The organism is Enterococcus sp. DIV2402 (assembly GCF_017426705.2).
Taxonomy (GTDB): domain Bacteria; phylum Bacillota; class Bacilli; order Lactobacillales; family Enterococcaceae; genus Enterococcus_F; species Enterococcus_F lowellii.
The window spans coordinates 2,773,199-2,799,743 of the sequence record NZ_CP147251.1; the positions used below are offsets into that span (position 1 = coordinate 2,773,199).

The following is a 26,545-nucleotide window of genomic DNA, read 5'->3' on the forward strand; positions in this document are numbered from 1 at the left end:
GCTACCCTAAGATTCCTAACATAGTTAAGATAATTGAAATAATCATGATTCCCACAATTAATAAAGGCGCATGTTTCCCATTGGTTTTTTTCAAAATTTTATAAACAATAAAAGTAATTAATAGGCTAAATAGTCCTGGCATTACTTTATCAAACATTTCTTGAAAGGCAATAACATTTTCCCCAGCTGCAATTTCAGACACAATATTCACTTTAACAACTGAAGCGATTAAAGCACCAATAACCATTAGACCAACAACATTCGCCATGTTCGCAAGACGTTGTAGGATGTTGCCACCTGTTCCCTCAATTAAGTCCATTCCTTTTTTGTAACCTAAATGAATTCCATAATATTTACTTGCTACATTCAATGAATTGTATAGTAAAAACATCAAAATTGGACCTAATATACTTCCATTTAAAGCTAAGGCTGCTCCGATACTTCCACAAATTGGTAACCAAGTAAATTTTAAAATACTATCGCCAAGTCCAGCTAAAGGACCCATCAAGCCTGTTTTAATCCCTGTAACTGTTTCTTTTTGATCTTCATCCGTTGTTTCTTCAATTGCTGCTGTAATTCCTAAAATCAAAGCATCGGCATTGACATGACTATTGAAAAATTCCAGATGGCGCTTCATCGCTTTTACACGTAATTCTTTTGGTTTGTCTGCATATAAACGATTTAAGACAGGGGCAAAACTAGATAAGAAACCAATCGCTTGCATCGATTGAAAATTATTCGTTACATTTAATAACTGCATTCGCCAAAAGACTTTCGTCAAGTCTTTTTCAGTTACTTTATTTGTCTGTTCGCTCATAGATCATAATCCTCCTCATCTTCATCATCTACTGTACCAGCAGAACTTTGAACGACTACTTTTTGTTGTGTTGCTAAATCGTAAATTAATGCGATTGGCAAAGCAATTAAAGTAATTGGCAATACGGATAATCCTAAATAAACCGCTAAAGTAAAACCAGCTACTAAAAATGTCCATAGTTCCCCTTTTTTAATCATCATTAACATTAATAAGCCAATACCGACAGAAGGAATAATTGAACCAGCAACTGTTAACCCTTTCATAATATCTTCAGGTAAAGCTGCAACAACAGTATCGATAGCACCTGAACCAAAATAAATTGCTAAGAAAGTAGGTACGGCGCGAATTAAGAAGGCAATACACATTGGAATGTAGTTAATACGAAAAATCTTTGAAAAGTCCCCAGTTTCGGCAATTCTATCGGCAATCGGGTTCAAATATACAATACTAGAACGATATAAAACTAATAATTGCTGTGCTAACAGTGAAGTTGGAACCGCTAGAGCAACCGCAGTCGCTGTACCGCCTGACGCAATTCCTAATGCAGTACCAATGGCTGTACCAGAAATAATATCTGGTGCAGAGTAAGCACCGACGTTTCCGACACCCATCCACATAACTTCTAAAGTGGCACCAATTAAAAGAGAAGTTTCTAAATCGCCCATAATTAAGCCAACAACGGGAGCAATTAATAATGGACGACGAATCATTTGTGTACCAATATCATCAATTGCACAAATACCGGCCCACGCTGCAATTAATAATGCTGATATCATGAAATGACCTCCTTTAAGTCAATTTTTTCATCATTTGGAACCATTTGAATTGTTATTTTCACACTTTTCTCTAATAATTTTTTGAAAGCTTCACGTTCAGCTGGTGTAACTGAGACAGCTTTTGTTAAACGCTCTCTTCCTTCTTGGAAACGCATACCTCCAACGTTTAATTCTTCAACTGGAATTCCTGCTTCTACTGCACGATAAACATCTTCACTATTTGTAAATAATAGCATCGTACGACGTGTAATCGCGTTTTTCTTAATGATTTCACCAAACTTTTCAACTGGGAATGCACGTACATTGATTCCAGCAGGTGCTGCCATTGTTAAAATACTTTTTTGTGTTTTGTCTCCTGCGACCTTATCATTTAAAACAATAATTTGTTCTACCTTATGCATATTCACCCATGTTGTTACTACTTGACCATGAATTAAACGGTCATCAATACGACTAAAGACTATACTCATCATCTTCTTCTCCTTCCAAATCTGCGTTTGTACGAACTGTTAGACCTTGTGCATAAGCACTACGTAATGTTTCTTCAATTGTTGCAAAATCCCCTGTACGAGCCATCAATACTTCTAGTAACATTGGTAGATTGACTCCGGATGCAACAATCGTATTTTCTCTTTCCAATAAATAACTTGCTAAGTTAATGGGTGTTCCACCAACAATATCGGTTAGAACCAATAAACCTTTTGTTGTTGCTAGTTGATCTGCTTTATCAAACATTTCTTGCTTCAAATCATCGACTTGGTCTACGACAAAAACACTCATTGTATCGTAATTTTCTTGTTTTCCAACAATTAATTCTGCACTTTCAATGGCTGCTTTACCAAAATCTCCATGCGTCATAATTAATAAACCAATTGTATCTGACATTTCACTTTCCCCTTTCAATACCTTTTATTTTTTCACTTACAAACATCTCCTGTTTGTATAATTTATTATATATCTATTAAAAACGTTTTCAACAACGTGATTTTCACTAACAAAAGGGAATTACTACGAATCAACAGTATTTTGAATAATAAAACGTACCTACACTCATTTTTCATGGCAATCCCCTCTCCTCTCTTAATTAACTACATTTACTGCATCGCACTATCTGCATTCTTAAATTGCTTTCAAGAAAACTTTGCTGTATTCAGCATACGCCCTACCTACTGTATATTAAATAACAATAAGGTTCTGGATCTATTAAGCGATACAGATAGTCGGAAAATATACTTTACATGCTGCAGAAATGATGGAAATTCCAGCTGCACAAGTAGATTCCTTCATCCAAAAAGCAAATAAACAATAGCCTCTCCTCGTTCGTTAAAACCCCAAGTGTGGCTTAAAATAAGCCACACTTGGGGTTTTAATTCGTGATTTGTATTTGCCCGATTCACTTAATAGTTCTAGTTAAAATAGACTATGTCCTCCATGTTAGAGCGGTTCTGCTTTTATAAAGTTTTGACAATCTCATTCAAGCTTCCCCTAGATATGGTAGAATGAAAGTGAATCTTTTAAAATTATGTAAATAGAAAAGAGGTTGCTTATGAAAATCCAGTTATTTCTAAAAGGTATGTTACGTGGTGGAATTCCTTTTGTGATTATGAGTATCATAGCGTATATTCTCTATTTACAAAACAGTATTACAGACGCAAAAGGAACTTTTTATGCTGCATTGATTGCTTTTATCGTTGGTTTCGCTACAGTTATATACGATATTAATCAATGGAGTTTGACCAAAAAAACTGTCATTCATTTTTTATTAATGTTACTAACAATCTATCCAATCTTATTATTTAGCGGATGGTTTCCATTGCAAAATATTACCGATGCTTTAGTCATTTTTGGCTATTTTTTAGTAACAGGAGCGATTTTATGGAGTGTTCTGTTATTTCTTGCTAAAAAATTTAATTGGTAATCGTGTGATGGTCACCTATTTTTATTTTAGAAAAAAAGCCCAAACCATTCTTTCATCGTGGTCTTTACCTGAATACAAGATAAAATTTTTCTGACAATCACAGTCTCATCTCTTTGTTTCCAGTATAATAGAAACAATCGACACTTTAGAGTTTTTTATCCATTATACTGGAAACAAAAATTCGAACTTATACGAATCAATAATTAAATTATACAACTCACGTACTTTCTATTCATTGGTAGTCTTAGTGATTGCTTTGATTGTTTCACTTTACAATCCCCGCACAATCAATCCCACCCATCAGGAACAAATCTTGTCCAACCACTTTGCAGTGTTTTTAACGCACAGTACGCTATTGCACTGCCTTTGCAGCCCTACTCACTGCCATTTGAGCATATTCATCATCTGTTTTCTTATAAATATACTAATAAAAAAAAAGAAACCCTTGATTTAACAAGAGTTTCTCGTTTGTCAGATAACAAAATATTAACGACGAATTTCTTTGATACGAGCTGCTTTTCCGTGTAATGCACGTAAGTAGTACAATTTTGCACGACGTACTTTACCGTAACGAACAACTTCAATTTGTGCAACACGTGGAGTGTGCAATGGGAATGTACGTTCTACACCGATACCGTTTGAAACTTTACGAACTGTATAAGTTTCGCTGATTCCAGCACCACGACGTTTGATAACAACGCCTTCGAATAACTGGATACGTTCACGAGTACCTTCGACAACTTTCGCATGAACGCGAACAGTGTCACCAGGACGGAAAGCTGGGATGTCAGTACGTAATTGTTCTTGAGTTAGTTCTTGAATCAATGGATTCATAATTTATCATTCTCCTTATTTCCAAATATTCATAAAGTATTTCGTCACTTCAGCGGAATATTGTAATAGTTGAGCATTACACTCACTGAAATATCTTAGCATACTTCATATTAGGTGTAAAGAAAATTTTCTTGTCATTCTCATTTTTATTCTTCAGACATAGGACGTTTAATTTATACTTTAAACTTACGAGCTTCTTCTTGTAATCCTTGCGCAGTTTGACTAAGGGACATCGAAACAGTTGCTACATCATTAATCGTTTCAGATTGTTCATTCATTGAAACGGCAATTGCTTCAATATTAGTCGATGTTTCTTCTGATCCTGTAGCGATTTCTGCAACTGACGCTGAAACTTGTTCAGCACTTGCAGATAGTTCTTCAGAGGTAGTTGAAATATCCTGAATTTGGTTTGTCATTTCATGAACAGCTCCAACAATGGCTTCAAATGAATTGCCCGCATCGGTAATAACGTCTACCCCTTTTTCAACAGCTGGCAACGTGCTTTCCATTGCTTTTGCTACAGTTTTTGTATCATTCTTAATTTCTGTCGTTAATTTTGTAATGGATGTGGCAGATTGTTTGGATTCTTCTGCTAATTTTCGTACTTCATCCGCGACAACTAAAAATCCTTTGCCTTGTTCTCCTGCACGAGCTGCTTCAATCGTAGCATTTAGAGCCAGCAAATTAGTTTGATCGGTTAGATTGGTAATAATCCTAACAATATTTTCAATTTCTTCTGTTTCCTTTGCTAATTTTTGAATCAAGTCATTGACTGAACCTGTTGATTCGCTAATATTTGTCATTTGTTGACGTGCTAGATTAACAACAGTGGTTCCATTTGTGGCTAGTTCATTTGTTGCATTAGATGAATCAAATAATACTTGAGTAGCTTCAGCAATCCGTTGAATCCCTTGTGCGGTCTCATCCATCGCAAATGAGCTTTCATTGGCCGCACTTGCAGAATTTTGTGCAATATCAGTTGTCTTGGATGCTTGGTGAGCGACTTCTTCCGTGGTTGCTAAAACTTCTTCTGCACTTGCAGATAGCTCTTCAGATGAGCTACTTAGAATCTCAGCGCTTTGCTGAATACTGACAATTAATCTGCGAACATTATGTTTGGATTCGTTAAAAATTTTTCCTAATTGCCCAACCTCATCCTTAGATGATACTTGAATGTCTTCTGTTGCTAAATTTCCTTCTCCAAATTCTTGTGCTATATGGATGACTCGTAATAAAGGCATCGTAATTACTCGTCGTACATAAACAATCAAGCCTATTCCCACACCTAAACTAATTATAAAAATAATTATTGAGATAATCATTGAATTGGACACAGTTTTCTCGGTTTCTTTATTAATCGCATCCATGCGTTTAGTTTGAAATGTCAACATGTCCTCTGCTGCTTGGAACATCCTGGTATTAATTTCTTGAATGCGTGTATTGGCAATTTCTGTCGCTTCTCTTATATTTCCAGCATCAACAGTAGCAAGTACCTCAGTGATTGCCTCATTAATTTCTTGATTAGCGGTATTTGCACTTTCCCAGTAACCTCTAAATTCATTCGAGGGAAGATCTTTGCCTAGCTCAACAAGACTATTGTCTAAATTTTTATCAGCCAGTTCTAAGTTTTCTCGATGAACGGCAGTTTCGGGATCTAAAATAACAGCGCGAATATGGTTGGATTGCATCCCTCCTTCATACCGTATATCTGCAATATATACTAATTGTGACAAGCGATGATCTAACGCTTCTTCCACTTGTCGATGAATTTTATTCAAATCAAAAATAGCTAGCCCTATGGATACTGCTAACAATAGAATCAATACGGAAAATGAAAGAGTTAATTTTTTGCCTATACTCATACCAACAACCCCAATTTAATTATTTCCTATCAATGTAACAGGATTATTATTCTTATCGGTTGTAATTTCACAAAGTTTAATCTTTTAAACCATTCCTAAAAAAGAAAAACCTTCGTTATATAAGTATATCCATTCTATGATAGGCTTTTCCACAAAGAAATTTGTGAATTTCACATTAAAAAAACAACGCAAATAAAAAGCTGGTAGATTAGGGATGGTTAATCTACCAGCTTTTATTATAAAAATTCTACTTCCTGTTTAGTAAGAATTTTGGGGAATTAATTGAATCTACGCAGATTTTCTAGTAAAGAATGATACGACTGCTACCACAATCACTGCTCCGATAATTGAAGGTAAAATTGCCATACCAGCAAGCTTTGGTCCCCAATTTCCTAGTAATGATTGTCCGACTGCTGAACCGATTAATCCAGCTACAACGTTCGCAATAATTCCCATGGAGGAACCTTTGTTAGTAATTGCTCCTGCAATTGCTCCGATAACGCCACCTACAATTAATGACCATAATAATCCCATGTTGTTCCTCTCCTTTGCTTTCGTTTAATTCATCCTCATGTTTTTATTCTACACGAGGTTCTGTACGTTCTTGAATTTCGTTAACGCCTTTATCTACGCCACGTTTCGCTTTGGCTGATTGTTTTGAAATATAGCTACCTGCAGTACTTGCTGCATCTGTTACTTTATCTTGAACAGTTTCGCTATCTTCTTCGTATTCTTTTTTCGATTTGATGTCTGCTACATTTACGTTGACTTCAATTACATCAAGATGTGTCATATTGCCCACTTCTCGTGCAATTACTTCTTTGACTTCATCGTAAATCTTTTTAATATCTTTGCCATACTCAACAACAACATCCATATCAACCGCAACTTGTTTTTTACCAACTTCCGTGCTGATTCCTGATGTTACATTGTCTGTATTAACCAATTTTTCAGCTAAATTTGAGAAGAATCCACCATCAACCGTTAATAACCCATCAATTTCCTCTAAAGCAATGCCAATAATCTTTTGAATTACTTTATCGTCAAAAGTAAGTTCTCCTGTAATATTTTTTGGTGCCACTTCTTTATTTGGTACTACTGGTACGTTTGGTTGTTTTTCCATGTTAGTTCCTCCTAATAATTATTTTATATTTTAGGTCGTTTAAATGAATCGAAAAAACCGATCGAATTCAAATAAAAACCTAGATACGCGCCAAGAATTGTTAAAAATATAACCAATATTGTTTTGAAAAAACCGACTGTAATGAGAAGAATCGCCAAGATCAAACCTGCCACTCCACCTATTATCGGATATTGGTATTGTTGAAATAGTCCGTTCATGTGATCCTCTCCTTTACTCTACACGACGAGAATCGTTGCTTTTTTTGGTTTCTTGATAATCTTCCAAAACAACTTGTGTAGTCAATTTGTCTGAAGTACCTAACAATTGTCTAAGTTCAGCCGTGACTTCTTCAATCAATAAGCGTTGTTGCTGTGGAACAGCAATTACTTTCCGCATCTTCCCTTGAATCTTCACTTTAATATTTTTCTTACGCATAACTACCTTCACTGAGGGATTTTCAAGAAAAGGTTCTTTACGAACAATTTGCAAAACAAAATGTTCAATTGCCTTTTTTTGGATAGTTAATTTGCCATTTTCATCCTCTAAAGTAATTGAATGCTTCGCGCTTGGATAAAAAATCACCACTACGAGCAAGACTAAAAGGATAATCGAGCAAATCATACTTCCCCAGAATAAAAAGTAAGGGATGATGCCACCAATAAATGGGTAATCATACATAGAAAGCAAGCGAAACGGGAGATATGTTACAGTTTGATTTTCAATCATCACAAAAGCAAAAATACTAATTGTCAAGAGCAAAAAAATTCCTATCAGCCACTTCCATATCTTATTCATACTTTCACCTCTTTTAACAAAAAATGGTTGCATTTAAAAATAAATCATACAAGTTTTGCTTAAAAGGAAATGATGCGCATTCCTTTTTAAAATGGTATATAATGAATGGAGCAATCGAAAAAGAGAAAACGGCAGATCAAAATACGTACGAATTTCGAAAAAGAACATAATGTTTTTGTTATTTTAAAAATTTTACACGTGTAAACTTACAATCACATTATATCGTATGATTATTTTTAAATCAAAAGAAACAATGTTCATATTTTTTTTAAACATACTTAAATTGTTACTTAATATTTGCCCTCTTTGTTATCGATACATTCATTGTACAACGCTTTTTTTCAAAATAACCGCCATTTTTTAACCTACACTGGACAATTTACAAATTAAAAATTACACTTGTTCCTGTTCTATCAAAGGATAGCACACATAAAGAAAGGATAAAAAAACTTGAATTTTAGCAACCGTATAGATATTTTGGTTAGTCGGTTTTAAGTATCCGCTTACAATAACATTTTAACATAATCTTTGATATATTTCCTATCATACCTATTTCATATTTTATACCAGTGTGGATATTTAAATGAAAGTAGTATCTTTTCTCCCTAAGAAAAACGTATAATAAAACACATAAGTTTTAGATAACATAAAAGTGCTTTTCTTTTTCTAAACTGTTTTTGGCTATAATTAAAATAACAAATATTTAACTTTTATCCATCTAAAGCGTGTGTCAAGAAAGGACCAACAACTATGATGTACGGAATTTCTTCAACTGCCTGGTTGAAACAAAACATTTTATTTGCTTTAGAAGAAGAAATACAATTTATCTCTAGTCGCGAACTCACACAAATTGTGGGTGACTACAGTCAATCAACGATAAAAAAAATCTGTCGAGAATTGCAAGAAGAGATTGAACAAACCTATCCTACTGATGTTTCAACACTAATTATTGATCAGCGAAATGGAATTAAATTAACACGACAACCTTCTATCAATTATCAAAAATTACTTGCGACTATTTTTTCGTCCGAATTAGGTTATGAGTTATTGCAACAGTTATTACTTAAACGTTCCATCTCCACCATTGCTTTTTGTAATAGTCATTATATTAGTGAATCGCAATTGCGCCGGAAAATCAAAGACATTAATTCATCGTTAAAAAAACACAAGCTCCGAATTACTTTGTCAAACGAAATTACAATTAGTGGTGAAGAATATAAATTACGTTCTTTCTTTTTTGTCTTTTTATTTACGATTCATCGCCAGTTTTCATTTATTTCTTGGGTCGAAAACAAGGCAACAATTAATCAATTATCCGAACAAATTGTTGCTGATTTATCTCTTGAATCGAATAGTCAAACAATTGAAATTTTATCGATTTGGGTATTTATTATCAATTCGGCTGTGAAATACGGTTGGCCACTCACTTATGATGACAACGAAAAACAAATTCTAGAAGGTTTTGCTTTACCAAAACGTCCACCTTTCTTAACTGATTGGAAAAATGAAGATTGGCAACTATTAGTAATAGCAATTTACAGCTCTGATATTATTGATTTCCATCTACAAGTGAACTTATCATCGCTTGAAAAAGTTTTACCGTTACAAGATGCAGAGATTTGGATTGAACTATTTGAAGAAAAATTTCTTCCACTAACAGATATTCAAAAAGAATTTATTTATAAAAAATTTGTCAAACAATTATTAGCTAATCACTTTTTTGAACCTGATGAAAATAGCTTGAATAATTTTACCACGCATTATAGCGACGAATTAAAAACGCTCTATCCTATTTTATTTGATAAATACGATAGTTTGTGGCAAGAATTTCTTCAAAAAACATCTGAATCAGCCTATGAATATTTTAGAATCGAAAGTTTATTACTATGTTTTTATCTTGTTCCTAAAAAAATATTCTTTCCAAGAATCAAAATTTTTATTCGTTCTGATTTAACGTTTCTATATACGAAGCATATTGAATTTCGCGTTTCAACACGCTTTTGTGATCAATATTTTATTGAGTTTACAACTGATATTCATCAAGCCGATATTATTTTAAGTACGACATCTTTAAATGAGCTGGACGATTATGTAACCAACTTCAAAAACTTGGTACCCATTATTTTAATTAATTCCAAAATTTCAGAAAATGATTTTTCTAAAATTGAAGAAGCCCTTATTCAACTTACTTCTACGCTATTAGAAGAAACAAAAGTGACGCATTCTTAATCGAGAATGCGTCACTTTTTTAGCGTACAACCAGCACATCACATGGCGCACGATTAATTAAATATGTTGTCGTAGAACCAGCGAGTGTTTCTTCAGATTCGCCTGTTGCACCAATAATAATTAAATCAATTGCTCGTTCTGGTTCGGTAGCATAAGCAATAATTTGTTGTTTAGGATTACCATATGAAACAATCACTGATAGACTGTCCTCAGGTAATGTTTGAGCAATCTCTTGTTTAATACTGGCTAACTCTTCTACTAAATACTTGCGTGTTCCTTCCATCATCTTCATCAAACGCGGTGAATTTAATAAATAGCTAGGAGTATCTAAGATTCGTACGACTGTCAAACTGGCTTCTTTTAATTTTGCTTCTTCTACAGCTTTCGCAATCACTTTTCTTTCCATCGCTGAACCATCAATTGCTACTAATATATGTTTATGCACCATTAACACCCTTTCTACGGATAGCTTCTTCTTTTATTTTAACAAAAAAGCTACGCACCTTCCAATAAATCGCGGTGTTTGTATCCATAAAATCCAAGTATTACTAGTAAAACACTAATTGCCAATATACTACTGAAAGCTACACCATCAAAAGCCTCCATTGGTAATTTAGGTAGCCACTTAAAGATTCCTGTTTTCGCAAACCAATCAGGTAAATCTAAAATTCCGCCAAAATAATCCAATATGAACGCATAACTCAAATAAATATAACTCACCATGCCTAATCTTGGAAACCAGCCTAAAAGAAAAGCGGATAATCCTATGAAAAAACATACTGCTGGATAAAGATTAAAGCCAGCTGCTAGAAAATCATAAACGGTGATAGTAGCAGACTCATTCATTACATAAAGAGCACTTCCGCCGAGCATACTAACAGATAGAAAAATACCAATGATACTAACTAGCATTGCTAAAAGCATAGTTGTCACAAATAATTTTGCTCGCGTTACTTTCGTTACATAAAGTTGACTAAAGCGTAAATGGGTTTCTTCGGCAAACAATTTGTTGATAATCGCAATCGGTAAAATAGCCACGAACATCACTAAAACAACAACAATCGTGCTGGTAAAAGAAGCTTCAATCGAAGTTCCAGTATGCGTAAACATTTGTTTCATCAACTCATTGCTATCTAAAAATTTCTGCATATCGCCATAAATTGATCCATAGGCAACACCTAATGCTGCAAAAGCAACCAGCCAACCCACAATCATTCCCTGATTAATCCGAATCAAAAAACCACGAATAGAAAGCAACGACCGTTTAGCATACGCTCGCCCTGTTTTTTCAGGCAGATAACCAGCACCCATGTCCCGATAATTCTCTAGAAGTACCGCTAAGATAAATAAGCCTAACGTACCTATCAGTAACCAATAAAGATACATCCAATTATTTTCAGTGAAAGGATACGTTAGATAGGTCCAACCTAGCGGATTCCACGCTGTCAAATCCTCGTTAGAGACGTCCGTTCCTGCACGTACCATATAAAGCACTCCGATTATTCCCAAAGTTATGCCAGTTGCTCCGGATGAATTCGGCATAAGTTGAGCAAAAACGAGTGCCAGTAGACCACCAAAAATACCTGCTACACCAATCGATAAACCAAACAAAAATGAACCTTCCCAATCAATTGATGATACTTGGAAAAATCCCATCATGCCAGCAATGATGATTGTTAATATGCTATTGATGAGAATAATTTCAAAAACAACTGCTAACGAATTAGCTTGGCGCCCCACTTGAAAAGAACGAATCAACTCGGTTAAACCTAACTCTTCTTCTTTACGTGTATGACTAACCACATGCAAAGCAGTAACAATCATCGCAAATAGTGCACAAAAAAGTAACATCGTATGAGCATACATAGCACCAATCGTGTAATCGGTAGCGGTTTTTGCAGCAGTAGGACCTACCATAGAAATCATCGCAGGATTTTTCAGTGTTTCATACATCCCAACTAAGCCTTGCCCTTTAGAAATTTCTTCAAAGGCTGGTACAAAACCACCAGAAAAAATTCCTAATCCAATGAGCCAAAAAATAATTTTTGTCCAATCTCTTTTCAAATATTGGACAAATAATACTCCGCTACGAGCAAATTTTTCATTCATTTATTCCCCTCCTAAGCTATCCTTCATAATGACGCATAAATAAATCTTCTAACGTTGGAGGGACAGATTCAAATTTTTTCACACCTAATTTGGTAGCTTCAACTAAGATGTCATTAATAAAATGATTATCAGCTGAAAAAACTGCACTATGTTCATCTTGTTGTTGAAAATCATGCACTCCAACCACTCGTGCAAAATCACTGATTGTCTGGATTGTTTCTAAAGTGATTGTTGAACGTGTTAAATGGCGTAATTCATTTAGTACTCCTGTTTCAACGACCTTACCTTGACGAATAATTACAATTTTGTCTGCTAAACGTTCCACTTCGCTTAAAATATGAGACGAAAGTAAAATTGCCTTACCTGCATGTTTTAACTTTTCTACTTCGTCTTGAAAAACAGCTTCCATTAACGGGTCTAAACCAGATGTCGGTTCATCAAAAATATATAAATCGGAGTGAACAGATAATGCTGCAATCAACCCAACTTTTTGTCGATTTCCCTTCGAATAACTCTTCGCTTTTTTCTTGGGATCCAGTTCAAACCGTTGAATCAATTCGTCTCGTTTTTGCTGGTCTCCACCTCCATGCAATTTCATAAATAAATCAATAATTTCGCCACCTGTTAGACTTCCCCATAAAGCTACATCACCAGGCACATAGGAAATTCGTTTATGAATGTCAAGGCTGTCTTTCCAAACATCTTTCCCAAAAATTTGAGCTTCTCCTGCTTGACGGTTGATAATTCCTAATAAAATCCGAATAGTCGTTGATTTCCCAGCACCATTTGGACCAATAAATCCAACGACTTCACCTGCATCAACAGTAAATGTAACGTCCGACAATGCTTGGAATTTCCCGAATTTTTTTTGAACATTTTTTACTTTGACTACTTCTGTCATTTTCTGAACCTCCCTTGCTTACGCATGCACCCATTATAGTGAGCTTCCAATCTAAGGTCAAACAAATTTTCATCAAGTTATGAACTTTAATCATTTGAAAGTATGTAATTTATTCCTTATACTATATAGGAAAGAAAATTGCGAATAATTAGGTAAAAAAAGTTTGTTAATGGAGGGTATTTGATGAATGGATTTGAAAAAAGAACGTTAGAAAAAAGACAACAAATTATTGATGCTACATTTACCTTAATCAATCAGAAACAAGGCATCCAATCTTTAAAGATCGAAGACATCGCTAGAGAAGCAAATGTTGGTAAAACCACTATTTTTAAATATTTTGGTAATAAGGAAACATTGATCCATGAAACGTTTGCAGTATTTATCGATCAAATTCGCCAACAAGCCCATGCTGAAATGGAAAAAAATCTCCCATTTGAAGAAACATTAATCGCCTTAAGCCAAAATAAAATGCGCGCAATTAATCAAATTAGCAAACAATTTTATTTAGACATGATGGTTTATATGACCGAAAAAAACGAAAACGGCTTATCTATCTTGATGGAAAAATATACAAAAGAAAGTATTGATATGCTCCTTGATCTCTTTCACCGTGGCCGTAAAGAAGGCAAAGTTGACTTAAAATATTCAGATGAATTTTTAATTTTATATTTTCAATCTTTGGTTGAAGGCATGTCACACCCAACTATCTACGAACGAATGTTGCCTTATAGTGAGGAATGGACAGAAATCCTTTTAGCAGGCATGGCACCCAAGTAAAACACACACTAAGTGTTGGTTCACCAATTATATGCTATATATTCGAATGGACTATCTATCTGCTCATCTTCCATTCCCTAACTAAAAACGTCTTATGTAGTTATAACCCCTACATAAGACGTTTGTTTATAATCGTTTGCGGAAACCAAATGTGAGTAACATACACACATAAAAGACCACTGCCCAGTCAATTAAAATGACTGCTCCTAATCCAATTGGATGCATAAACATCGATGTTTCACCAAATAGCATGGTTGAAATATCTAAATAATGGAAGGGGAGATAATAGAACCATTCATGGGCATTGTTCGCTTGTAGCCAACCAAATTGTACAACGACTAATAAAGCGAATATCCAAACTATGTGCGAAATAAAGTATCGAGTAAACAAGCTAATAAACGCACTAAACATGGATATGAAGAAAACTCCTGCGATAAACAGACCGCTGTATGCAAGTAAGAATTCTCCTATAGTTGCTACATCCGTTTTCCCAACCATTGATTGAACAATCGGTGTGCTTAAATGACCAAATCCATTTAAAAGGGTGACTACTACTAAAGCGATAACTGCCACCACTATAAATAAGCCTGTATTCAGTAAAAAGAATGTCCACACTTTACTCATGACTAATTTATGTTTAGAAATTGGTAACACGTTGAGAAAACGAATCGAACCTTGTCGTTTATCTAACATAAAGAAATGTGCTGCCTGAATGGCTAAAAAAGCAAATAATAAAATAGATGAAATCCGATAAATAAGTTGGTTTGACAGATAATTCACTGCTGGTTGATTCCGGCTATCTGGAACTTCGGTTAATTTATGATCGACAAGATATTGATAATATAAAACATCTTGTTGCAAGGAAGCTTGCGTAATTTCTTGTTCCTTATTTGGATATGGAATCAGCTGAATATCCTTTTGACGCCCTGCTGTAAATTCTTGCAAATTAAAGTTGGCATACGCTAAGTTTAACTCATTGCGGGTTTGGGCATCTCCTGTTGATGAATATGCTGAGATTAGTGGTTCTAAGTATGTTAATCGTTCTTTTTCACGATCTGATTCTTCTGTTTTTTTGTCTTTTGATAATTGATTTGCTTTCGCCTCTACTTGTGAAGTGGTTTCTTGAATGGCACCCAACATCGTCAATTGTTGCGTGTTTGCTTTCGCCAAACCACTAAATAAACTTGCCAAAAAAAGAAGGGCTAATAATAAAAAGGAGAAGAATGCAAACCTTGATTTTATATAGCGCTTCATTTCTATACGCATTTGTTCAAACATTTCATTCATCTCCTAAGTTAAATACATTTCTCCATATTGCATTTCGACATCTTGCCCCATATTTTCAACGGTTAGAATTTGTTGGTCTTTCAAAAATAATAATTTATCACTTACTCGTTCGATACTATCTAACTGATGAGAGGCAAATACGATTGTTTTTCCTTGTCCACGCAATTCAACAAAAATTTCTTCAAATTTTCGTGTAGCTTCAACATCCAAACCGTTTAAAGGTTCATCCATTAACAAAACAGGCGCGTCACTGACAATCGCCATCGCTAGCAATACTTGTTGTTTTTTATCCAAAGACAACTGCTGAATTTGCTTGTTTTGACTATTTGTTAACTCTACTCGTGTTAATACTTTTGTAATATCAATTGTGGATTGCCACATTTTTTTCACATAGCGCAAGTGATCTTTCACGGTTAAATTTCCAAATAAATCTTCCGTGCTTTGCACATAAAATAATTGATGTAAAAAAGCCCGACGTTTAGAACGTAAAGAAATACCATTACATTTAATACCACCTGTTTTGCTAGGCACTAAACCACAGATAACATTAAGTAAGGCTGTTTTTCCCCTACCATTCGGTGCAACTAAACAAGCAATCATACTGTCTTCAACAGTAAAAGAAGCATTTTTTAAAATTAGTTGATTTTTAAATGCGACATGCACTTGTTTTACTTCTAACATTTTTTCACCTCGTTATGACTTATTGTGTTTTATTTTACCATTAAATCTTATTTCTAGTCATCAATGTTCCAAAATCCAAACAAAAAACACGAAACAATTTCTTTTTATTTAAGAAATTATTCCGCATTTTTTATCTATTGCGTATGATTACTGTACTTGAAAATAAAAACTAATCCCATTTGGGTCAATAATTTGTAATTGATTGTCTATCTTTTCATAAAGAACTTCTTTTGCTTGCCAGTTTGTTTCTAAATTATCCAGTTCTTCTTGACTATTCACTAAAAAGGTAACATATTCCAAACCTAAATCTTTCTCATCCATTGGCGGTAACTGACGGCCGTTCCAAATATTTGTTCCTATATGATGATGGTAGTTCCCCGCTGCAAAAAATTTAGCTTGTTGCCCAAAATCACTTTTTAATGAAAAACCTAAAATTTCAGTGTAGAATGTTTCAGTTGTTTCTAAATCAGCTACTTTTAAATGTACGTGTCCAATTTTCGTTCCCTCAGGAAAATCTTTGCGACTGCGATCACCCGCAGCTAAAACACCATCCGCATCCATTTCAATCGTGATACCGACAATCTCTCCATCTTCACGAATATCCCATTCTGACATATCTTTGTCTCGATAAACTTCAATGCCATTTCCTTCAGGATCGGTCAGATACAAAGCTTCACTGTACCCGTGGTCACTTGCACCCAAAATAGGCACTTTCGCTGTCAAATAGTGAAAAAGAGTATTTCCTAAATCTTTTCTAGTTGGTAATACAAATGCGACATGATACAATCCGGTTTTTCGAGTTAACGGATTAGGATATGCAATTTGGTTTAAAATTAATAGCGGTGTTTGTTCCACTCCTAAAATACTTTGTTGTGGCGTTGTTTCTAATATCTGTAAACCAATTCCTTGATAATAGTTTGTCATCTTTTGTAAATCAGCTACTTTTAAAGCAACGATTCCTGGATGTGTTTGTTCAGATAATTGAAATGTTGTTTGTTGAATGCCCATCATTTACCCCTTCTTTCATTTGTTGTCATCTCATTATAACTCTTACTAAATGTAAGTGTTATAAATCTGCTTAGCCATTTGCCAATTTATAGTAAAAAAATACCGCTGAAAAAATTTCAACGGTATTTTGTCTATTGCAAGGTTGAAACAGCCATTTGTAAAGCTGCCATTGCATCTTGATGATTAATCGTGTACACGACATTGTTAACTTGCCATGTGACTAGATTGGTTTCATAGCCAGAACCACCCATATCGATAGTGATTTGACCAATGTGTTGCGGTGCTGGTAGCATGGCTACTTCTAAATATTCTACGACTTGCTTAGCCATTGCTACTGGATCTTGTTGTTCCAGGTTATTTGCACGTACCAGCAAGTTCCAATTTCCCTCTTTCCATGCTACATAGGAAGAACCTGCAGCACCTTGTTGATAGCCCGTAATGTTATAGCCTAAATCAACCGGCTGACCACTCATATCAACCCGTAATTCCACTGCAATTTTCGCTTCTGTTTCTGATGGATAAATTGATTGTTGGAAACCTGCAATCGGTGTTTCATAATTTAATTCCTGCTTGTTCAAAATCATAGGTGTAGACATATCATAATATAAAACTGACAATTGATTTTCATCACCTGAACTTGCTACGTTGACGACATTGCCCTGTGTATGTGGAACATTTGTTGGAAAGGCAATGGTTGGAAAATTCATTTGCAATTGTGTCATCGCATCTGTTTGAGTTTCTTCATTTGACGCAGTAGTCTCAGATGACTCCGTTTCAGTTACTGACGTATTGGTTGCTGATGACGTATTAGTTGTTTCTGATTCAACGCTAGATGTAGATGCATTCGTTTCTGCTGTCGTTGACTCCTCAGTCGTAGTATTCATACTGGATTCCGCTTTTGATGAATCGCTTGTCTGAGTTGTTTCTGCTACTTCGGTTTCATTTGTTGTTACTGTTTCTCCTGGTTTCTCGCTAGTTTGTCCGCATCCCACCAATAAGAGTAAAAACATTGGAATACCAACGAATGCTATTTTTTTCATCTTTCTCGCCTCTTCTTTCGTCTATCACTAGTGGTGATTAAAATTGATTAATAAAGTCACCAAACCATTGAACTAACTTTTCCAAAATACTTACAAAAAACTGTTTTGCCTGTTCTAAGAAATTCTCAGAACCTAACATTCGTGCCCATTCATTAATTTGTGCCATAATTTCCGATCGGAAAACCCACACAAGAAAGGCTAACAATAAAATCCCTAATAAACGCCAGATGGCTGAACCAACTTTGATAATAAAAACAATAAGTAAAATCACGATAACTAAAGCAATCAGTTGTTCCATTCAATCGCCTCCTCTCTTTATTTTCTATTATCCTTGGAATTTGGTCAAGGAACATGGTGCTAAAGACTGATTTTTCATACAAAATTTTTATTCGTTTCTCATAAAAAATAACAAAAAAACCAAGTTATCCTACTAAGACAACTTGGTGTTCATGCTTATTTACCGTCCAAGATATTTAGACGAACTTTTTTAGGTCCTTCTGTGCGCACCCCATAAACGATTGTACGAATAGCTTTTGCTACACGACCTTGTTTACCGATGATGCGACCAATATCTTCCGGTGCAACAGATAAATTATATTCAAAGAAATCGTCTGACTCCACAATTTCTAAAGAAATTTTGTCAGGCTGGGTTACTAAAGGACGAACGATTGTTAAGACTAAATCTGTCAAATCTTTCATACTTTATCTCCTTATTTCTTAGAGAATTTAGCTTCGTGATGTTTTTTCATAACGCCTTCTTTAGAAAGTAAGTTACGAACTGTATCAGAAGGTTGCGCACCTTTTGATAACCAATCAAGAACTAAGTCTTCTTTGATTGTTACTTTAGCTGGGTTTGTTAAAGGATTATAAGTACCTACTGTTTCGATGAAACGTCCGTCACGAGGAGAACGTGAATCTGCTACTACAATACGGTAAAAAGGACTCTTTTTAGAACCCATGCGTTTTAAACGAATTTTTACTGCCATTATTTACACCTCCATTGGTTTTAATCACAAGAGCTAGTTTAACAGGTTTTGACAAAGGTGTAAAGAGTTTTTTCTTTACACGTTGAACTTTTTTCAAAAAAATAGTATTTCTTTCTATTTTTAATGATAAACGTTAATTATTAATTGTTTTTCATTAAATAAACTGCTAAAATAAAATAAAAAAGAAAGGGGATTCTTTTGATGAATCTACAAAAAATTCAAAAGCGAGCAAAATTTTTCGCTTTGATTTTTCAATTTTTATTTTTTCTTTTTGTATTTCTTACCGTTATTGCCCTTATCTTGTTAGTCTTTTTTCATTATCCACTAACCTTTGATATAAAAAAATCATCAGAAAATTTTGGTCTCTTCTTTAACTATTCTCAAACTTTTGATTCCACATCAGAAACAATGTTGAGAAATCTTTCGCTTGCCCGTTTAATTTTATATAACTCACTGTTAATCATAATTTTTTATCAAACGAAACAATTATTTAAAAAAATTTCATATGGCTTGCCTGTGTTTGATTCAAAAATTATCCAACAACTGAATAACATTGCTTTTTGGCTTTATGTATATGCACTTGCTCCAATGATTATTGATCCAATCATCTCATATATTTTTACACGCTCCTTTGAAATACGTATTGGTATAGATGCCAGTTTATTATTTGCAATCGGCGTTTCTTTGTTAATTGAAGTCTTTAAATACGGTGCTGTGTTACAATATGAAGTGGATGAAACTGTTTAGAAAGGGATAGACTATGGCGATTATTTCACGACTTGATCGTGTAATGGCTGATCGAAAAATGAGTCTCAATGAATTGTCTGAGAAAGTTGGCATTAGTAATGTTAACCTCTCAAAACTAAAAAATGGACGTGTCAATGCCGTTCGGTTTTCTACTTTAGAAGCAATTTGTCGAGCTTTAGACTGTCAACCTGGCGATATTTTGGAATATCAAGAAGAAAAGTAGTTATTCTTTGTCTTTTTAACTAACTTTTAGTAAGATACAAGTGTAAACATTTAAAGGAGGAATTATCATGAGCAAAAAAATTGGCATTATCGTCGGCAGCTTACGTAAGGATTCATTCAATCGTAAAGCAGCAGAAACATTTGTAAATCTGTTACCAGAAGGCTATGAAGCAGTATTTATAGAAATTGGCGATCTACCTCTTTACAATGAAGACTTAGATGTAGCAGGCAGTGTTCCAGAAAGCTGGACACGTTTTAGAGAAGAATTAAAAACAGTTGATGGCGTGTATTTCTTTACACCTGAATACAATCGTTCAGTTCCAGCAGCAATCAAAAATGCACTTGATGTTGGTTCAAGACCTTATGGTGAAAGTGCTTGGGATGGAAAACCTGCTTTAGTAGTAAGTGTTTCTCCAGGCGCAGTTAGTGGTTTTGGTGCAAATCATCATTTACGTCAGTCTCTAGTCTTTTTAAATATGCCAACATTGCAACAACCAGAAGCATATATTGGGAATGTCCTCAATTTATTAAATGAAGATGGTACGTTCATTGATGATACTGTTAACTTCTTCCAATTAATTACTAACAAATATATTGAATTTTTTGAAAAACTAGCTTAAAGACTAATTTGATTAATAAAAAGTGAGTAGCGATAATTGCTACTCACTTTTTATTTGTAGAAAATAGAAATAGTAACTACTCTCAGATAACCTTTTCTTTTTTGGTATACTATAAATTAAAAAAAGAAAGAAGGCTTGCTATGATGAAAAAACTCCATACAGTAAACGAGAAACAACTGGCTCAGTTACTAACACTTTGGCTAAATAGTAATCTTGACGCTCACGCTTTCATCGATAAGCGTTATTGGCAAGAGCAATTGCCCTTCGTCAAAAAAACTTTACCCGAGTCTGAACTATATATTTATACCACCAACGATAAAATTCTGGGATTTATCGGGCTGATGGACAATTATATTGCAGGTTTGTTTGTTGAGAAATCCTATAGAAATTTGGGGATTGGAACAAAACTACTACATGCAGCAAAAGCCAATCATGAGCAGCTTACACTAACAGTTTTCGAAAAAAATAATAAGGCTGTGAAGTTCTATTTAGCAGAAAATTTTCTCATCGAAAAGAAACAACTAGATGCGCATACAAATGAATCTGAATTTGTGATGACTTGGACGTAACCATAGCTCTTATTCAACACAATCGACAAAAACACCCTTGCAATTTGCAAGGGTGTACAAGATATGATTATCTAAGCAAAATTTCGGCAGCAGGTGGTAATAAGTCTACAAGCTCTAAAGAATATTCCCAAAACATCAGCCCTCGTAAGTTATTTTCTTTAACGTATCGGGCTTTTTCTTTCATAGATTGTGCATCATCATAGGAAATAAATTCTTGACCATCAAAATAATACGACGCTTTCGCTTCATCATCCCAAAAAACATATTCTGGATGATTCGCTAATTTATTTTTTAGAGAATGATAATTTTCTGTTTGGTTACCAAATGTTTCTGCTGGACACCCAACTGGATGTGTTGCATCTTTAGGAAACCCTGTCCACATGCGACTATAGAAAGCTGCGCCAATGACAATTTTATCAGCTGGAACCCCTTTTTCCTGTAAATTTTTTACTGCTTGTTGTGTGCTTAATTCGCCTTCTAATTGACTATAAGATGCTAAGTTTGTGTGATGTCCAGCAGTTTTAGTAAAGCTACCACGCATATCATAAGTCATCACATTAACAAAATCGAGAAAATCAATATATTCATAACGATCATTTGGACTCATAGTATCCAACAATTTTTTCTCTGCGCCAATTGCGGTTGTTAACCAGTACGACTTCTGATTTTTTGCACCTAACTCATCTAATTGAGAGCGTAATTCTTGCACAAAAAACAAGAAATTTTGAGCATCGTCTTCTGAAGCTTTAATTCCTGCAATATCCATTCCTGGATATTCCCAATCCAAATCAATGCCGTCAAACTGGTATTTTTGCATATAGGCAATTAAATTTTTAATTAATATTTGGCGATTTTCTTTCGTTGCTACCCCTTCTGAAAAACCATCTGCACTCCATCCTCCAATGCTAATACATGTCTTTAAGTGAGGATGCTCTGCTTTTAGTTCATTAATCAAATGAATTTTCTTTAAGTCACGCACAATCTCTAATCCGATAATATTGGCGAAGGCATAATTAATACATGTTAAATCCGTTGCTACAATCTCTTCTTTCGTCCACTCTTTGTTGTCATCTAGATACGCAATTACTTCTGTCATGTGTACACCTCATTTTTTATTTTTTTGATCGTTAAAGATACGTTACTGATACTCATGGAGGGATTATTAAGCGACATCATTTGTAGAGTTATAGGTGTTTCTCTTTTTTACTCAAAAAACCCCTTCCTTAATGTCTATCTTAAGAAAAGGGTTTCAATTATTCAATATGTGTTTTTTAGCTAGCGTGTGTTTGACTTGTTTGCTGTTATTTTTCGAAAATGCAATTCTGTTAATTCACCCATTTGTGTAGTTTCCACAAATTCTAACCGTTTACGGTACTTGCCTTCTTCAAATAAACGTTTCCCTTTTCCTAAAAGAACTGGTGCAATTTGTATCCAAAATTCGTCAATCATATCCGCCATAACCAATTCTGTAAATAAACCACCCCCACCAACAATCCAAATACTATCGCCTGCTTGTTTTTGTAATTCTTCTAAAATTGTGACCGTATCTCCAGAAACATAACGTCCTTCTTCTAATTCTTCCTTTTCTGTTCGTGAAAAAATAATTTTTTCTTTACCGGGAAAAAGGTTTTCATCACCTAAAATTTTCTTCGTTTCCTCGTAAGTTACTCTTCCCATAACAACGGTATCTACATCTTTATCAAATGCTTCATAGGTGGAAACGCCCGCTAAATCCGTATCAAATAACCACTGTAAATTATCCTGTTCATCTGCTAAAAATCCGTCCAAACTGATGGCGCCATAAAATACAATTTTACGCATAATAGACCTCCTTTTTCTCTAAGTTTAACAAAAATATGAAAAAAAGGCTTGCAAATTTAAAGTGTACCACTCATAATAGTACACACAAACAAGTGTATGACTATCCGTAGTACACTTTAGTCATACAGAAAGGAGTCTGACATGGTTACCATTAATAAAAACAGTAGTCGTCCCTACTATGAGCAGTTAGTCATCGGGATTAAAGAAGATATTCTTCATGGCATCTTAGTACCTGGTGAAAGAGTGCCTTCTGTTCGCGAAATGGCCAAACAGTTGTTAATGAATCCTAATACTGTAAGCAAAGCATACAAGGTGCTGGAATCTGAGCAAGTACTCGTGACAGTTCAAGGTAAAGGAACTTTTGTAAAAAAGCAAGAGAACATGCCTCGTGATGAACACAGAATCCAAGAATTGCAACAACAGTTCCACATTTTAGTCATTGAAGCCAAGCATTTACAAGTCACCGATGAAGAAATTCAGCAGTGGTTGAAACAAGCAAAAAAAGATTTAGGAGGTTCACAAGCATGAAAGTCGCACACCTTACAAAAAAAATCGATCAACAAGCTATTTTAGAAGATGTCAATTTTGACTTAGTAACAAATGAAATTGTTGGCCTGATTGGTCGGAATGGTTCAGGAAAAACCACACTATTTAGAACAATAGCCGGTCATTATTATACTGACGGTGGAGAAATAACCATTAACAACGAAAATATCGAACTTTTTCCCAAAGAACGCCAGCATATTTTTTATATTGATGAAAAAGAAAACTTTTTGGGTCAGTATTCTTTAAAAAAACTCAATACCTTTTATCGAGCTGCTTATCCTAACTTTGATCAAGATTTATTTTTATCCTTGATAAAAGAACACGAGTTATCCCTGCGCTTATCTTACAATCGCATGTCTAAAGGTATGCAAGGCCTCTTCCAAATGATTTTAGCCATTGCTTCAAATGCAACGTATTTACTATTGGATGAGCCTTTTGATGGATTAGATGTTATCGTTCGGAAAAAAGTGATTAGACTATTGTTAGATAATATGAGCGAGAGTAAGCGAACAACGTTAATTGCGTCACATAATCTCAATGAATTAGAAAATATTATTGACCGTGCCTTACTATTAAAAGGGAACACCATTACCCATGATTATCGGTTGGAAGAAGTTCGTGAACAAGCTAAAAAAATTCAAATGGTCTTTAAAACAAAAAAAGTTCCTGAGCTAGTCAAACAACATTCAAAAGCTCTAGCTTTCCAAGGCCGGGTTGTTACTGCTTTGTTTGAAAATTTTACAGAAGAACTAGCCAATAAAATTAATGCCTTAGAACCCATTGTTTTTGAGGAATTACCTTTAACACTAGAAGATTTATTTGAAGCAAACTTAGCAAACGAATCTCTGACAAAGGAGTTGAAATATGTATGAATTCAATGCTTAAAAATATCTATTATCAACGTTACGGAAAAATATTGCTGGTACTGATGGGAGTGTTCACATTCATTTATGTTGGCTCAGGAGTTAACTCTGTTGGTTCTTGGTATGAACTAAAAGAGTATTTCTATTCGGAAGAGTTTAGTCATAGCTATGACAAAGATACATCTTATCAAATTAAAGACTATCAACATGAAATACCTGTTTATTATCAATCGATTCAAGAATATCGCGATGATGCTCTAACAGTTTTTGATAAGTTTTATTTCTCTCACTTAGCGCCAGCAGAGAGCACCCTATCTGATTACACGAATAATGATTACGAATTGATTGAAGGTGAAGCGAATGACTATCAAGTTGGTGGTTGGTATTCTTCACAACTTTATAGTTACATCACAATAGTTGCACGTGTCATTTTCTGCTTAGGGTTTCTCTTGTTTTTTGTCGATCAAAAAACAAATTTCAATCGCTTTTTATTCTCACTTCCTTTTAAACGTCGAGAATTATTTCTTGGAAAAGTCGTTTATGTCGCTCTTCCACTTCTTGGTTTTTTAGCTCTCATGATTGTGAGTTATTCACTCATCCTGTATTGGGGTATTCCAAAACCCTACATGAATGTTACCTTGTTACAATTACTGTACTCTAGCTTTAGTCATTGGATGTATCTTGTTTTCGCATTGACAGCTGGTATTTTCTTTGGAACAATGTTAGGAAATCTAGTCTTTGGTGTCTTAGCTATCTTGGCAGGTATCTTGCTTTTATCCGGGAATTTTAATTGGGCATATTCAAACTTAAATCTTATGGTTACGTATTTTTTCCCGCAAGTCCGCTTTGTTTCGGCTACAGCCCTTTTTGTTACAGAACCAGGAAAAACAGGTAGTCCTTGGCTGTTCTTACTGATTCTATTTGGAGTAAGTCTCCTCTTTTTATACCTTGGTGAACGCATGTTTCATAAAATTTCTTTAGAAAATAATGGACAATTTGTTACTTCACCAGAAATCCGATTACCGGTTTGTATTACCATAATTATTGGAAGCCTCCTATTCTTTGGATTATTGAACTTTGATTTGACGGGTATGGTAGTGAACGAATATCCTTATTTTTGGAGAGATTTGTTGATACAAATTGTTGTGATTATCGTCGTCAGTGTTACTCTTGTCTACTCTCAAAACATTCGCAATTGGTTGCTTGCCAAACGTGACTTACGCATACAACAAAAATGATACGCAAAAAATCCGTTCCTTGATTCGGGAACGGATTTTTCAATTAAAACTTTTTTAATTCAGTTTCTATTTGTGCCTTATCTTTTTCATTGTTCAAAATATCGATTACCATTTCAACATAATGTTGGTCTATTTCAGTTAAATGTTGCTCTTTTTGCGCTTTGTTCAATTTGTCTAGCGCAGAATTTTTCAAACGTAATTGTTCTTCTGTTGTTGCTAAAAGTCGTTCAATGCTTTCTTGGAAGTCGACATCTCGACTACCAAAAACGTTATGCAAATCACGACGCAAAACGATAATTTCCGAGTCTTTTAAATTTGTTTTTAACGGTAAGTCATCTTTGATTTTTGCGCCATTTAATGCCATATCCTTAGACTCAAATAACTCGTTCACTGACTCCTGAATTTCTAATTTCTCATAAACAATATCTAGCTGTTTTTCTACAAAAGCAAAATCATCAAAGGAGATATTATCCAAATGATATTCCGAAATTAGATATTGATTGGTTCTTTTCAATTTTTTCAACTCTTTGGCTAACGTATCGACTTCTTTTTTAGTAATATTTTCTTTTAAATAGCCATTATTGGTTAGCTGTTTAACTTGCTTGCGCAGGTCTCCTGTTAAACTGACTTGATGGTTATTTTTATTCACTTGAATTAACGCTTTTCCTGCAACCTGCTGTTTTTGTCCTATTGACCAATACGCAACGCCCCCAAATATGATTAACCCCACAAGTACACCAAAAATCCATTTTTTCATAATTATCCTCCCATTTCAT

General features: G+C 34.6%; 33 protein-coding genes. 10 read left to right on the forward strand and 23 right to left on the reverse strand.

The window, feature by feature from the left end; genetic code table 11:
- Window position 1: 1 nt before the first annotated feature.
- From DOK78_RS13485 to DOK78_RS13500, 4 genes are read right to left on the reverse strand one after another with little or no spacing between them, the layout of a single operon-like run.
- On the reverse strand, window positions 2-817 hold the full coding sequence (locus DOK78_RS13485) for a PTS system mannose/fructose/sorbose family transporter subunit IID (protein ID WP_207941785.1): 816 nt from the start codon (window positions 815-817) through the stop codon (window positions 2-4).
- Window positions 814-1,593, reverse strand: a complete 780-nt coding sequence (locus tag DOK78_RS13490; protein ID WP_207941784.1) for a PTS mannose/fructose/sorbose/N-acetylgalactosamine transporter subunit IIC — start codon at window positions 1,591-1,593, stop codon at window positions 814-816. Before DOK78_RS13490 ends, DOK78_RS13485 begins: the two co-directional genes overlap by 4 nt.
- The gene (locus DOK78_RS13495; RefSeq protein WP_207941783.1) at window positions 1,590-2,063 is read right to left on the reverse strand and encodes a PTS system mannose/fructose/N-acetylgalactosamine-transporter subunit IIB; all 474 of its coding nucleotides are present in this window, start codon (window positions 2,061-2,063) and stop codon (window positions 1,590-1,592) included. Before DOK78_RS13495 ends, DOK78_RS13490 begins: the two co-directional genes overlap by 4 nt.
- The gene (locus tag DOK78_RS13500) at window positions 2,047-2,478 is read right to left on the reverse strand and encodes a PTS sugar transporter subunit IIA (protein ID WP_207941782.1); all 432 of its coding nucleotides are present in this window, start codon (window positions 2,476-2,478) and stop codon (window positions 2,047-2,049) included. Before DOK78_RS13500 ends, DOK78_RS13495 begins: the two co-directional genes overlap by 17 nt.
- A 661-nt stretch (window positions 2,479-3,139) precedes the next feature.
- Here DOK78_RS13500 and DOK78_RS13505 point away from each other — a divergent pair.
- On the forward strand, window positions 3,140-3,511 hold the full coding sequence (locus DOK78_RS13505; protein ID WP_207941781.1) for a DUF3021 family protein: 372 nt from the start codon (window positions 3,140-3,142) through the stop codon (window positions 3,509-3,511).
- Window positions 3,512-3,997: 486 nt separating this feature from the next.
- On the opposite strand, the gene rplS is transcribed toward DOK78_RS13505, so the two are convergent.
- The 6 genes from rplS to amaP all read right to left on the reverse strand — a co-directional run bounded on the left by rplS (window position 3,998) and on the right by amaP (window position 8,125).
- The gene (gene rplS / locus DOK78_RS13510; RefSeq protein ID WP_207941780.1) at window positions 3,998-4,345 is read right to left on the reverse strand and encodes a 50S ribosomal protein L19; all 348 of its coding nucleotides are present in this window, start codon (window positions 4,343-4,345) and stop codon (window positions 3,998-4,000) included.
- Between the two features lie 173 nt (window positions 4,346-4,518).
- The gene (locus DOK78_RS13515; RefSeq protein WP_207941779.1) at window positions 4,519-6,207 is read right to left on the reverse strand and encodes a methyl-accepting chemotaxis protein; all 1,689 of its coding nucleotides are present in this window, start codon (window positions 6,205-6,207) and stop codon (window positions 4,519-4,521) included.
- Between the two features lie 288 nt (window positions 6,208-6,495).
- Window positions 6,496-6,741, reverse strand: a complete 246-nt coding sequence (locus DOK78_RS13520) for a GlsB/YeaQ/YmgE family stress response membrane protein (protein ID WP_207941778.1) — start codon at window positions 6,739-6,741, stop codon at window positions 6,496-6,498.
- Between the two features lie 43 nt (window positions 6,742-6,784).
- The gene (locus DOK78_RS13525; protein WP_207941777.1) at window positions 6,785-7,330 is read right to left on the reverse strand and encodes an Asp23/Gls24 family envelope stress response protein; all 546 of its coding nucleotides are present in this window, start codon (window positions 7,328-7,330) and stop codon (window positions 6,785-6,787) included.
- Window positions 7,331-7,353: 23 nt separating this feature from the next.
- Window positions 7,354-7,548 (reverse strand): DUF2273 domain-containing protein, encoded by a 195-nt coding sequence (locus DOK78_RS13530; RefSeq protein WP_207941776.1) that lies wholly within the window; start codon window positions 7,546-7,548, stop codon window positions 7,354-7,356.
- A 13-nt stretch (window positions 7,549-7,561) separates the two neighbouring features.
- A complete protein-coding gene (gene amaP / locus DOK78_RS13535; protein WP_207941775.1) occupies window positions 7,562-8,125 on the reverse strand; it encodes an alkaline shock response membrane anchor protein AmaP in 564 nt (187 codons plus the stop codon).
- A gap of 750 nt (window positions 8,126-8,875) precedes the next feature.
- Here amaP and DOK78_RS13540 point away from each other — a divergent pair.
- A complete protein-coding gene (locus DOK78_RS13540) occupies window positions 8,876-10,354 on the forward strand; it encodes a helix-turn-helix domain-containing protein (RefSeq protein WP_207941774.1) in 1,479 nt (492 codons plus the stop codon).
- Between the two features lie 19 nt (window positions 10,355-10,373).
- Here the strand turns inward: DOK78_RS13540 and DOK78_RS13545 are convergent, their stop codons facing one another.
- From DOK78_RS13545 to DOK78_RS13555, 3 genes are read right to left on the reverse strand one after another with little or no spacing between them, the layout of a single operon-like run.
- Window positions 10,374-10,799, reverse strand: coding sequence for a universal stress protein (locus DOK78_RS13545; protein WP_207941773.1), 426 nt, complete (start codon window positions 10,797-10,799; stop codon window positions 10,374-10,376).
- A 50-nt stretch (window positions 10,800-10,849) separates the two neighbouring features.
- Complete coding sequence (locus DOK78_RS13550) at window positions 10,850-12,463, reverse strand: ABC transporter permease (protein WP_207941772.1); 1,614 nt, start codon at window positions 12,461-12,463, stop codon at window positions 10,850-10,852.
- Window positions 12,464-12,479: 16 nt separating this feature from the next.
- Complete coding sequence (locus tag DOK78_RS13555) at window positions 12,480-13,364, reverse strand: ABC transporter ATP-binding protein (RefSeq protein ID WP_207941771.1); 885 nt, start codon at window positions 13,362-13,364, stop codon at window positions 12,480-12,482.
- 183 nt (window positions 13,365-13,547) lie between these two features.
- Between DOK78_RS13555 and DOK78_RS13560 the strand changes: the two genes are divergently transcribed.
- Window positions 13,548-14,141, forward strand: a complete 594-nt coding sequence (locus DOK78_RS13560) for a TetR/AcrR family transcriptional regulator (protein WP_207941770.1) — start codon at window positions 13,548-13,550, stop codon at window positions 14,139-14,141.
- A gap of 126 nt (window positions 14,142-14,267) precedes the next feature.
- On the opposite strand, the gene DOK78_RS13565 is transcribed toward DOK78_RS13560, so the two are convergent.
- The 7 genes from DOK78_RS13565 to rpsP all read right to left on the reverse strand — a co-directional run bounded on the left by DOK78_RS13565 (window position 14,268) and on the right by rpsP (window position 19,143).
- On the reverse strand, window positions 14,268-15,419 hold the full coding sequence (locus DOK78_RS13565; protein ID WP_207941769.1) for an ABC transporter permease subunit: 1,152 nt from the start codon (window positions 15,417-15,419) through the stop codon (window positions 14,268-14,270).
- A gap of 12 nt (window positions 15,420-15,431) precedes the next feature.
- The gene (locus DOK78_RS13570; protein WP_207941768.1) at window positions 15,432-16,109 is read right to left on the reverse strand and encodes an ABC transporter ATP-binding protein; all 678 of its coding nucleotides are present in this window, start codon (window positions 16,107-16,109) and stop codon (window positions 15,432-15,434) included.
- Window positions 16,110-16,256: 147 nt separating this feature from the next.
- Entirely contained in the window at window positions 16,257-17,117 is an 861-nt protein-coding gene (locus DOK78_RS13575) for a VOC family protein (RefSeq protein ID WP_207941767.1), read from the reverse strand.
- A 131-nt stretch (window positions 17,118-17,248) separates the two neighbouring features.
- Window positions 17,249-18,157 (reverse strand): hypothetical protein, encoded by a 909-nt coding sequence (locus DOK78_RS13580; RefSeq protein ID WP_207941766.1) that lies wholly within the window; start codon window positions 18,155-18,157, stop codon window positions 17,249-17,251.
- Window positions 18,158-18,194: 37 nt separating this feature from the next.
- On the reverse strand, window positions 18,195-18,455 hold the full coding sequence (locus DOK78_RS13585) for a hypothetical protein (RefSeq protein ID WP_207941765.1): 261 nt from the start codon (window positions 18,453-18,455) through the stop codon (window positions 18,195-18,197).
- Window positions 18,456-18,610: 155 nt separating this feature from the next.
- On the reverse strand, window positions 18,611-18,856 hold the full coding sequence (locus tag DOK78_RS13590; RefSeq protein WP_207941764.1) for a KH domain-containing protein: 246 nt from the start codon (window positions 18,854-18,856) through the stop codon (window positions 18,611-18,613).
- Window positions 18,857-18,867: 11 nt separating this feature from the next.
- Window positions 18,868-19,143, reverse strand: a complete 276-nt coding sequence (gene rpsP / locus DOK78_RS13595; protein WP_207941763.1) for a 30S ribosomal protein S16 — start codon at window positions 19,141-19,143, stop codon at window positions 18,868-18,870.
- Between the two features lie 201 nt (window positions 19,144-19,344).
- Here rpsP and DOK78_RS13600 point away from each other — a divergent pair, with 201 nt between their 5' ends.
- The 4 genes from DOK78_RS13600 to DOK78_RS13615 all read left to right on the forward strand — a co-directional run bounded on the left by DOK78_RS13600 (window position 19,345) and on the right by DOK78_RS13615 (window position 21,301).
- Window positions 19,345-19,890, forward strand: coding sequence for a hypothetical protein (locus DOK78_RS13600; RefSeq protein ID WP_243430623.1), 546 nt, complete (start codon window positions 19,345-19,347; stop codon window positions 19,888-19,890).
- Between the two features lie 13 nt (window positions 19,891-19,903).
- Window positions 19,904-20,113 carry a helix-turn-helix domain-containing protein gene (locus DOK78_RS13605; RefSeq protein WP_207941762.1) on the forward strand — a complete coding sequence of 70 codons (210 nt, stop codon included), beginning with the start codon at window positions 19,904-19,906 and terminating at the stop codon, window positions 20,111-20,113.
- Between the two features lie 67 nt (window positions 20,114-20,180).
- Entirely contained in the window at window positions 20,181-20,732 is a 552-nt protein-coding gene (locus DOK78_RS13610) for an NADPH-dependent FMN reductase (RefSeq protein ID WP_207941761.1), read from the forward strand.
- Between the two features lie 140 nt (window positions 20,733-20,872).
- Window positions 20,873-21,301: a GNAT family N-acetyltransferase gene (locus DOK78_RS13615; RefSeq protein WP_207941760.1), complete on the forward strand. Its 429-nt coding sequence runs from the start codon at window positions 20,873-20,875 to the stop codon at window positions 21,299-21,301.
- Window positions 21,302-21,368: 67 nt separating this feature from the next.
- On the opposite strand, the gene DOK78_RS13620 is transcribed toward DOK78_RS13615, so the two are convergent.
- Entirely contained in the window at window positions 21,369-22,397 is a 1,029-nt protein-coding gene (locus tag DOK78_RS13620; protein ID WP_207941759.1) for a glycoside hydrolase family 18 protein, read from the reverse strand.
- Window positions 22,398-22,576: 179 nt separating this feature from the next.
- Entirely contained in the window at window positions 22,577-23,122 is a 546-nt protein-coding gene (locus tag DOK78_RS13625) for a dihydrofolate reductase family protein (protein WP_207941758.1), read from the reverse strand.
- A 141-nt stretch (window positions 23,123-23,263) separates the two neighbouring features.
- On the opposite strand from DOK78_RS13625, the gene DOK78_RS13630 reads away from it, so the two are divergent.
- The 3 genes from DOK78_RS13630 to DOK78_RS13640 are packed head-to-tail and all read left to right on the forward strand — an operon-like array spanning window position 23,264 to window position 25,769.
- Entirely contained in the window at window positions 23,264-23,650 is a 387-nt protein-coding gene (locus DOK78_RS13630; RefSeq protein ID WP_207941757.1) for a GntR family transcriptional regulator, read from the forward strand.
- Complete coding sequence (locus DOK78_RS13635) at window positions 23,647-24,540, forward strand: ABC transporter ATP-binding protein (protein WP_207941756.1); 894 nt, start codon at window positions 23,647-23,649, stop codon at window positions 24,538-24,540. Before DOK78_RS13630 ends, DOK78_RS13635 begins: the two co-directional genes overlap by 4 nt.
- Window positions 24,537-25,769 carry a hypothetical protein gene (locus tag DOK78_RS13640; protein ID WP_243430622.1) on the forward strand — a complete coding sequence of 411 codons (1,233 nt, stop codon included), beginning with the start codon at window positions 24,537-24,539 and terminating at the stop codon, window positions 25,767-25,769. The genes DOK78_RS13635 and DOK78_RS13640 overlap by 4 nt, the downstream gene beginning before the upstream one ends.
- Before the next feature lie 43 nt (window positions 25,770-25,812).
- Here DOK78_RS13640 and DOK78_RS13645 read toward each other — a convergent pair whose 3' ends face one another.
- Window positions 25,813-26,526 carry a hypothetical protein gene (locus DOK78_RS13645; RefSeq protein WP_207941755.1) on the reverse strand — a complete coding sequence of 238 codons (714 nt, stop codon included), beginning with the start codon at window positions 26,524-26,526 and terminating at the stop codon, window positions 25,813-25,815.
- Window positions 26,527-26,545 lie beyond the last annotated feature (19 nt).

Excerpts from the sequence above, each read along its gene's own strand:
- DOK78_RS13485 (WP_207941785.1), bottom strand. The coding sequence starts at position 817 with ATGAGCGAACAGACAAATAAAGTAACTGAAAAAGACTTGACGAAAGTC.
- DOK78_RS13490 (WP_207941784.1), bottom strand. The coding sequence starts at position 1,593 with ATGATATCAGCATTATTAATTGCAGCGTGGGCCGGTATTTGTGCAATT.
- DOK78_RS13495 (WP_207941783.1), bottom strand. The coding sequence starts at position 2,063 with ATGAGTATAGTCTTTAGTCGTATTGATGACCGTTTAATTCATGGTCAA.
- DOK78_RS13500 (WP_207941782.1), bottom strand. The coding sequence starts at position 2,478 with ATGTCAGATACAATTGGTTTATTAATTATGACGCATGGAGATTTTGGT.
- DOK78_RS13505 (WP_207941781.1), top strand. The coding sequence starts at position 3,140 with ATGAAAATCCAGTTATTTCTAAAAGGTATGTTACGTGGTGGAATTCCT.
- rplS (WP_207941780.1), bottom strand. The coding sequence starts at position 4,345 with ATGAATCCATTGATTCAAGAACTAACTCAAGAACAATTACGTACTGAC.
- DOK78_RS13515 (WP_207941779.1), bottom strand. The coding sequence starts at position 6,207 with ATGAGTATAGGCAAAAAATTAACTCTTTCATTTTCCGTATTGATTCTA.
- DOK78_RS13520 (WP_207941778.1), bottom strand. The coding sequence starts at position 6,741 with ATGGGATTATTATGGTCATTAATTGTAGGTGGCGTTATCGGAGCAATT.
- DOK78_RS13525 (WP_207941777.1), bottom strand. The coding sequence starts at position 7,330 with ATGGAAAAACAACCAAACGTACCAGTAGTACCAAATAAAGAAGTGGCA.
- DOK78_RS13530 (WP_207941776.1), bottom strand. The coding sequence starts at position 7,548 with ATGAACGGACTATTTCAACAATACCAATATCCGATAATAGGTGGAGTG.
- amaP (WP_207941775.1), bottom strand. The coding sequence starts at position 8,125 with ATGAATAAGATATGGAAGTGGCTGATAGGAATTTTTTTGCTCTTGACA.
- DOK78_RS13540 (WP_207941774.1), top strand. The coding sequence starts at position 8,876 with ATGATGTACGGAATTTCTTCAACTGCCTGGTTGAAACAAAACATTTTA.
- DOK78_RS13550 (WP_207941772.1), bottom strand. The coding sequence starts at position 12,463 with ATGAATGAAAAATTTGCTCGTAGCGGAGTATTATTTGTCCAATATTTG.
- DOK78_RS13555 (WP_207941771.1), bottom strand. The coding sequence starts at position 13,364 with ATGACAGAAGTAGTCAAAGTAAAAAATGTTCAAAAAAAATTCGGGAAA.
- DOK78_RS13560 (WP_207941770.1), top strand. The coding sequence starts at position 13,548 with ATGAATGGATTTGAAAAAAGAACGTTAGAAAAAAGACAACAAATTATT.
- DOK78_RS13565 (WP_207941769.1), bottom strand. The coding sequence starts at position 15,419 with ATGTTTGAACAAATGCGTATAGAAATGAAGCGCTATATAAAATCAAGG.
- DOK78_RS13570 (WP_207941768.1), bottom strand. The coding sequence starts at position 16,109 with ATGTTAGAAGTAAAACAAGTGCATGTCGCATTTAAAAATCAACTAATT.
- DOK78_RS13575 (WP_207941767.1), bottom strand. The coding sequence starts at position 17,117 with ATGGGCATTCAACAAACAACATTTCAATTATCTGAACAAACACATCCA.
- DOK78_RS13580 (WP_207941766.1), bottom strand. The coding sequence starts at position 18,157 with ATGAAAAAAATAGCATTCGTTGGTATTCCAATGTTTTTACTCTTATTG.
- DOK78_RS13585 (WP_207941765.1), bottom strand. The coding sequence starts at position 18,455 with ATGGAACAACTGATTGCTTTAGTTATCGTGATTTTACTTATTGTTTTT.
- DOK78_RS13590 (WP_207941764.1), bottom strand. The coding sequence starts at position 18,856 with ATGAAAGATTTGACAGATTTAGTCTTAACAATCGTTCGTCCTTTAGTA.
- rpsP (WP_207941763.1), bottom strand. The coding sequence starts at position 19,143 with ATGGCAGTAAAAATTCGTTTAAAACGCATGGGTTCTAAAAAGAGTCCT.
- DOK78_RS13600 (WP_243430623.1), top strand. The coding sequence starts at position 19,345 with ATGAATCTACAAAAAATTCAAAAGCGAGCAAAATTTTTCGCTTTGATT.
- DOK78_RS13605 (WP_207941762.1), top strand. The coding sequence starts at position 19,904 with ATGGCGATTATTTCACGACTTGATCGTGTAATGGCTGATCGAAAAATG.
- DOK78_RS13610 (WP_207941761.1), top strand. The coding sequence starts at position 20,181 with ATGAGCAAAAAAATTGGCATTATCGTCGGCAGCTTACGTAAGGATTCA.
- DOK78_RS13615 (WP_207941760.1), top strand. The coding sequence starts at position 20,873 with ATGATGAAAAAACTCCATACAGTAAACGAGAAACAACTGGCTCAGTTA.
- DOK78_RS13620 (WP_207941759.1), bottom strand. The coding sequence starts at position 22,397 with ATGACAGAAGTAATTGCGTATCTAGATGACAACAAAGAGTGGACGAAA.
- DOK78_RS13625 (WP_207941758.1), bottom strand. The coding sequence starts at position 23,122 with ATGCGTAAAATTGTATTTTATGGCGCCATCAGTTTGGACGGATTTTTA.
- DOK78_RS13630 (WP_207941757.1), top strand. The coding sequence starts at position 23,264 with ATGGTTACCATTAATAAAAACAGTAGTCGTCCCTACTATGAGCAGTTA.
- DOK78_RS13635 (WP_207941756.1), top strand. The coding sequence starts at position 23,647 with ATGAAAGTCGCACACCTTACAAAAAAAATCGATCAACAAGCTATTTTA.
- DOK78_RS13640 (WP_243430622.1), top strand. The coding sequence starts at position 24,537 with ATGAATTCAATGCTTAAAAATATCTATTATCAACGTTACGGAAAAATA.
- DOK78_RS13645 (WP_207941755.1), bottom strand. The coding sequence starts at position 26,526 with ATGAAAAAATGGATTTTTGGTGTACTTGTGGGGTTAATCATATTTGGG.